The sequence below is a fragment of the Microcoleus sp. AR_TQ3_B6 genome (assembly GCF_036702785.1).
Classification (GTDB): Bacteria; Cyanobacteriota; Cyanobacteriia; order Cyanobacteriales; family Microcoleaceae; genus Microcoleus.
Genome location: NZ_JAUBVJ010000032.1, coordinates 57655 through 64198, shown reverse-complemented (window position 1 = coordinate 64198; position 6544 = coordinate 57655). Strand labels below are relative to the sequence as shown.

Annotated in this window: 4 protein-coding genes; 3 read left to right on the top strand and 1 reads right to left on the bottom strand. The window is 49.5% G+C overall.

What is annotated here, in order from left to right; genetic code table 11:
• From QUB56_RS16970 to QUB56_RS16960, 3 genes are all read left to right on the top strand, one after another.
• On the top strand, window positions 1–1069 hold a 1069-nt coding region (locus QUB56_RS16970), incomplete at its 5' end, for a TonB family protein (protein ID WP_332956660.1).
• A 102-nt stretch (window positions 1070–1171) separates the two neighbouring features.
• Window positions 1172–2245, top strand: coding sequence for a hypothetical protein (locus tag QUB56_RS16965; protein WP_332956658.1), 1074 nt, complete (start codon window positions 1172–1174; stop codon window positions 2243–2245).
• A 366-nt stretch (window positions 2246–2611) separates the two neighbouring features.
• Window positions 2612–4699 (top strand): acylase, encoded by a 2088-nt coding sequence (locus QUB56_RS16960; protein WP_332956657.1) that lies wholly within the window; start codon window positions 2612–2614, stop codon window positions 4697–4699.
• 276 nt (window positions 4700–4975) lie between these two features.
• On the opposite strand, the gene QUB56_RS16955 is transcribed toward QUB56_RS16960, so the two are convergent.
• Complete coding sequence (locus QUB56_RS16955; protein WP_332956655.1) at window positions 4976–6238, bottom strand: MFS transporter; 1263 nt, start codon at window positions 6236–6238, stop codon at window positions 4976–4978.
• Window positions 6239–6544: the final 306 nt, after the last annotated feature.

Sequence of the window (6544 nt, the reverse complement as noted above, 5' to 3'; positions counted from 1 at the left end):
CCCGCCAGAGATTCAGAAAGAGCAGTCCTTAACGGAAACTTCGTCACCAACTCGTCAGGAGCCTTCCACCCCACCTACAGAAGATTTAAATTCGCCAGAAACTCCTAAAAGCCCGATCGCCAAGGAACCCGACAACCCCTCGCCCGATCCTCCAAAAAGCGAACCACCCGTTAAAACCTCCCGCCCCAAGAGTGCTGGGAGTGTCGGAGACATTACAAAAGATGCTGGAAATCCCAACTCCTCAGACAGCCCTGAAAAAGATAACCCGCTCTCGCCATCTGCTTCGGCGGGTAGCGGGGAGCCTTCTGATGAGCCATTAAAACCTGCTTCCGGGCCCATACAGCGATCGCCCGCGGCTGGCTCGCCAGTCACAGCTACTAGACCAGGAGGCCGTAGCAATTCTGGGAACGCGATCGGGGATGTAGGAAACCTCGCCTCCTCTGGTGGCCCCGGAGGCGGAAGCACTGGAGGCGGAGGTCCTGGAGGCGGAAGCCCTGGAGGAAGTGCGTCGAACTCACCATCTGGCGCCAGCGAAAATGGCGACATACCTTCCTCAGAGCCATTTGGGGACGGTTCGGGGCGATTGGGGGGATCGGCGACGGCTGGCTCACCAGGCCCTGGAGGTGGAGGCCCTGGAGGCAGAGGTCCTGGAGGCGGAGGTCCTGGAGGCGGAGGCCCTGGAGGCGGAGGCCCTGGAGGAAGTGGGTCGAACTCATCATCCGGTGGAGGTCGAAATGGCAGCGGTTCGGGATCAGTGCCAAAACCGACAAATCCAGCAAGAGGGGGGAGTCCTTCGCGGCCGAAAGGCCCGCCTCCCGGCACTTGCATTAGCTGCAGCAAACCTGAATATCCGAGTTCCGCCAGAAAACAAGGGCGGGAAGGCAAAGTGGAAGTCATATTTGACGTGGATCCGAACGGTAAGGCATTCAACATCGCGATCTTGACTTCGAGCAAGCACGAGGACTTCGATAGCGCAGCGATTAAAACAGTAGAAAAATGGAAATTTTCCTCCTCAGAGAGTGGCATTCAAGGAAAAAAAGCATCCATTGAATTCCGGCTAAATGACTAGGGATTTTTTTGAGACTCTAGCAATTTGGCTGGTAATGCTATAGCACAGTCCAAGGAATAGCAAAGTTAAAAGTTGAATTTTTTGTGAATTATGAATTTGGGAATGTCGTCAGCAATATTAAGTAAACTTCAGCGAGTTGGACTCGCTCTATTACTTGGTTCCAACTTGGGAATTGCTCTGTTGTTTGCCAATCCTCAGAGCGCAATGGCAGGAGTAATTACTTTACCCGATGGCGGGCGTTGCGAGGGAGAATTGAGTGAGGGCAAACTCAGCGGACCCGGCAGTTGTCAATATGCCAACGGCGATCGCTACGAAGGCCAATTTCTCAACGGCCAACCTCACGGTCAAGGCATCTATACCTTTAAAGAAGAAGGTCGATACCAAGGAGAATTTGCTTTGGGTGAATTCAACGGTCAAGGTGTCCGCGAATTTGCTAACGGCAACCGCTACGAAGGAAGTTTTAAAAACGGTGAGTTCGACGGTACAGGTACTTTTACCTCAACTAACGGCATTCGTTATGAAGGCTCTTTTACTAATAGTTCTCCCAGCGGTCGCGGGGCTTTTACGTTCAGTAACGGCACCCGTTGCGAAGGAGATATTAAAGAAGGAAAAGTTAACGGCAAAGGCGTCTGTCAATATGCTAATAAGAACCGCTACGAAGGAGAGTTGCTGAATAACTTGCCTCACGGGCAGGGAATTTATACCTTTGCTGAAGGAGGCCGTTATGAGGGGCAGTTTAGTGAAGGGCAGTTTCACGGTAAAGGGGTTCGCGAATATCCGAACGGCAACCGCTATGAAGGAGAGTTTGTCAAGGGCAACACTCAAGGTCAGGGGTTGTTTACTTTTAAAGAAGGGGGACGTTATCAAGGGTCTTTTGACAATGGAGAATTTAGTGGTGAAGGTGTCCGTGAGTTCGCTAATGGAAATAGCTATAAAGGCACTTTTGTCAAGGGTAAAATGAGCGGGAAAGGAGTATACATTTTTAAGAATGGCGATCGCTGCGAAGGCGAATTTAGCGAGGGTCAGTTCAACGGCAAAGGTACCTGCATTTACGCCAATGGCGATCGCTATCAAGGTGAATTCCTCAACGGCCAGAAACACGGGCAAGGTTCTTATCTATATGCAGATGGAACGAAACTAGAGGGAACTTGGCAACAGGGGCAGCTTAAAAAATAACCTTATAGCCTATCTCGCCCTACTTGTTTACCTCCCCTCCTCACCAATGACATTAATGCGTTTTAGGGCCGATACACCGGCGTTTTATAGCGCTTTTTAAGTTGGTGAGCGTAGCGGAGGGCTTTTAATTTCACATCCGATTTACATAGAGTGTTTTTTCGGATTTTCTGGATTTCTCGAAGAGGTGGTATTTTTTTAACCGCAGATGGACGCAGATGGACGCAGATAGGTTAGCTTTTTGGGCATCGGATTGGGTATAATTTTCTCTCTTGTTCTCCATAAAAGGGCTTTAAATCCTCGGCGTTTTGTTCGGGCAGCTTGTTGAAAAGGCTGCGTCTCAGTTTAACCCTAGCAAATTAATTTACCGTGTTTCTACAACTAAAAAAACAATACCGACAGATTGTCTCGTTATTGATAAGTTTTATTTTAGTTTTGCTCCTCAATAATTGGGTTCAAGCCGCGCCTCAAAACGGCACTCAAATTCTTTGGGATACCTATGGAATTCCACACATTTATGGAGAGAATAGTAAAAGCCTTTTCTACGCTTTCGGGTGGGCGCAGATGCAAAGTCACGGTAATCTGATTTTGCGTCTTTACGGGCAAGCTCGCGGGCAAGCTGCCGAATTTTGGGGCGAAGATTATCTGGAATCCGATCGCTGGGTGCAAACTATGGGAATTCCTAATCGCGCCAAGACGTGGTATGAATCACAAAATCCGATTTTTCGCAACTATCTCGATGCTTTTGTTGGCGGAATGAATGCCTATGCAAAAGAACACCCCGAGGCGCTCACCGAAGAATTAAAGGTAGCATTGCCCCTCAAACCTGCAGATGTATTGGCACACGCGCAACGCGTCATCAATTTTACTTTTGTAGTCGATCCAGCTCGCGTTAAAAAACTCGCTGAAAATCCCACCCCCAAAGGCTCTAATGGTTGGGCGATCGCTCCTTCCCGTTCTGAAAGCGGCAATGCCATGTTATTGGCAAATCCTCACCTTCCTTGGTCGGATTTATATTTATGGTACGAAGCACAACTGGTTGGCCCAGAAATTAACGCTTACGGAGCGACTCTCGTCGGATTTCCTGTATTAACGATCGCCTTTAATGACAACTTGGGATGGACTCATACTGTCAACACTCACGATGGCTGGGATGCCTACGAATTGCCCCTCGCGAACGATGGCTATCGCTTCAATGGCAAAATCCGAAGTTTTGACAGGGAAGAGAAGGTTTTAAAAGTCAAAGAAAAGAATGGGAATTTGCGCTCGGAATCTCTAGTAGTGCGGCGTTCTGTTCACGGGCCGATTCTCACAGAAAAACAGGGCAAAGCGATCGCCCTGCGCGTTGTCGGACTCGATAAACCAGCAGCCCTTCAGCAGTGGTGGGATATGGCACGCTCAAAGAATTTTTCTGAATTTGAAACCGCTTTAAAGCGCTTGGAAATTCCCATGTTTACCGTCATGTATGCCGATCGTGAGGGGCATATCATGCACTTGTTTAACGGTCAAGTCCCCATACGCAAAAAAGGAGATTTTAAATACTGGTCAGGCACGATTCCCGGCAATACTTCAGAGACTTTGTGGACCAAAAATCATCCCTATGCGGATTTGCCGCGCGTTGTCGATCCGCCCAGCGGTTGGTTGCAAAATACTAACGATCCGCCTTGGACAACGACGTTTCCCAGCCCGATCGCACCGGATAAATATCCCGCCTACATGGCACCGCGCGGCCCGATGGACTTGCGATCGCAGCGCTCGGCAAAAATGCTGTTAGAAGATGAAAAAATCTCTTTCGATGAATTGATGCAATACAAACATTCCACTCAGGTAGAACTAGCCTCGCGCCTCCTGGATGATTTAATTCCCGCCGCACGGCAAGGCAGTGCTCAAGCGCGCCGCGCTGCAGAAGTGCTCGCCACTTGGGATCGGAAAGTCGATGCTGACAGTCGCGGTGCGGTGCTGTTTGCCTTTTGGAAAAATGCGATGGATGCCGATGGGTTATTCGCTAAACCTTGGAGCGAAGATGCGCCGCTAACGACGCCAGACGGGTTGGCAAATCCTGCGGAGGCGGTGCGGGTGCTGTCCGCGACAGCAACCAAAGTTGAGGTAACTTATGGCGCGTTAGATGTGGCATGGGGGGAAGTCTTCCGATTGCCTGGGGAGGCGAATCTGCCTGCAAATGGAGCTGACGGTGCTTTGGGTGTATTTCGCTCAGTCTGGTCCGCCCCACGGAAAGACAATCGCTTTCAAGCGGTTGCGGGCGATTCTTTTGTCGCTGCGATTGAGTTCTCGAATCCGGTGAAAGCGATGGCGCTAAACAGTTACGGCAACGCCAGTCAACCTGGTTCGCCCCACGCCGGCGATCAGTTGCAGCTCTTTTCTCGCAAGGAATTGCGCCCTGTATGGCGATCGCGATCGGATATTGAAGCTCACCTGAGTTCGCGCCAGAAACTATAGCAGAAGGAAGAAAGAAGAAGTTAGATCAAATCTGTTAGCATCGGAATTATTGATATCTCTCTTCTCTTAATCTGCGCGAATCAGCGTCAATCCATTGTCATCTGCGGTTAACACATTCTCTTTTTTTTACCGCAGATGATGGCAGATAAACACAGATTAACGCAGATGAATTAGATCGATTCCGGTTGCAACATCGGTGATTGTTGACTGTTGACTGGATTTTACTCTTCGGATGCTACCGGAATTGATATTCAAAGACGTCTCTCCGTTTCCCCTTTAGCCATCGCGCAGCAGTCGGGAAGCATACCCACCGACTGCTACGAGCAATAAGCCCAGCGAGGTGATAGCGTATAACAAAGCCATGCCAGCACCGGCACCTGTCCCGATAATTGGACCAAAAATACCTGCTAAAAAACCGGACGGTTGCATGGCGGGTTCAAAGATGCGATCGGCAAGTGGTCCTGCGATCGATAAACCGATCGCTGATGCCAATTGCACTATAAGTGCTCTGGTAGCAAAAACGCGCCCCTGTACTTCTGGTGCGACTTTCGCCAACCAGATCGCCTCGCTGGAACTGCCGAGGATGGGGAAATTGAAAGATGAACAAAATTGAGCGGGAATCCAGATGGAAAGGGCTTGACCGAAAGCAAAGACTATTTTACTCAAGCCCGCGCCTGCCATGCCGAGCAGAAAGCCCCGGATTCGGCGTTTGGGACCGCCCCAAATACTGACAATCGATCCTCCTAAAACCCCGCCTGCGCCGGCGGCTGAAAGGATAGTACCGAGGATTCTGGCATTGTTGCCGGTGCGTGCCAGAATCATCGGTGAGTAGAGGGCCGCGCCGATGTCGTGAGCAAACCAGAATAGGGAAACGGACACCAGCAAGGCCAGCAGGCTGGGACGCTCGACGATGTAGCGGAATCCGAAGATGAGTTCTTGCCATAGGTGAAAGCGAGTCGGCTGGGGATTGGAGGCGATCGCGGGCTGGGGTATTTTGACAGATACTAGGGTGGCGATCGCTATTGTAAAAGTTGCCAGGTCGATCGTAAAAATTCCGCTCAACCCGATCGCAGAATAGAGAATCCCCGCCAGCGTCGGAGCAATAATACTCGCACCGTAACTTGCCAGAAAACTTAAACTGCTAGCGCGGCTGTAATGCTTTTCTGGCATCATTGTGGCGATGGCTGCCGAGTAAGCTAACTGCTGAATTTGGTCAAAAATTCCGTTAACCGCACCCGCTACATATAAATGCCACAGTTGCAGGTTTTGGCTGATATAAAGTAATAGGATAGCGAGCGTTAACAGAGCTGAAACCGCATCACCGATCGCCATCAAAAATTTTCGATTCCAGCGATCGACGAGAATGCCAGCAACCGGAGCGAGCAAGATGCGCGGCAATTGAATAAAAAACATCAACAAAGCCAAAGCCGTCACTTGACTGGTGGACTCCCAAATCCAAATAGTCAGCGCAAACGCGGACATAGCGCTGCCAATCATTGAAGCAGTTTGTCCCAGCCAGAGTTGAATAAATTTTTGCATTAAATAAGCGATTGATAGAATTTAAAATTCAGAGGCTAGGGGTTTTTAGTCAGAAAAATCATATCAATTCCGGTTGCATTGTAATAGTAAAATCCAGTCAACAGTCAACAATTACCGAGGGATGGTGCAACCGGAAGCGATCTAATTCATCTGCGTTAATCTGTGTTTATCTGCCTGTATCTGCGGTAAAAAAAAGAGAATTTCTCGAACCGCAGATGAGAATGGATTGACGCAGATTCACACAGATTAAGAGAGGAGAGATAGGAATAATTCTGATGCTAACAGATTTGATATCACACCCGCATC

Excerpts from the sequence above, each read along its gene's own strand:
- QUB56_RS16965 (WP_332956658.1), top strand. The coding sequence starts at position 1,172 with ATGTCGTCAGCAATATTAAGTAAACTTCAGCGAGTTGGACTCGCTCTA.
- QUB56_RS16955 (WP_332956655.1), bottom strand. The coding sequence starts at position 6,238 with ATGCAAAAATTTATTCAACTCTGGCTGGGACAAACTGCTTCAATGATT.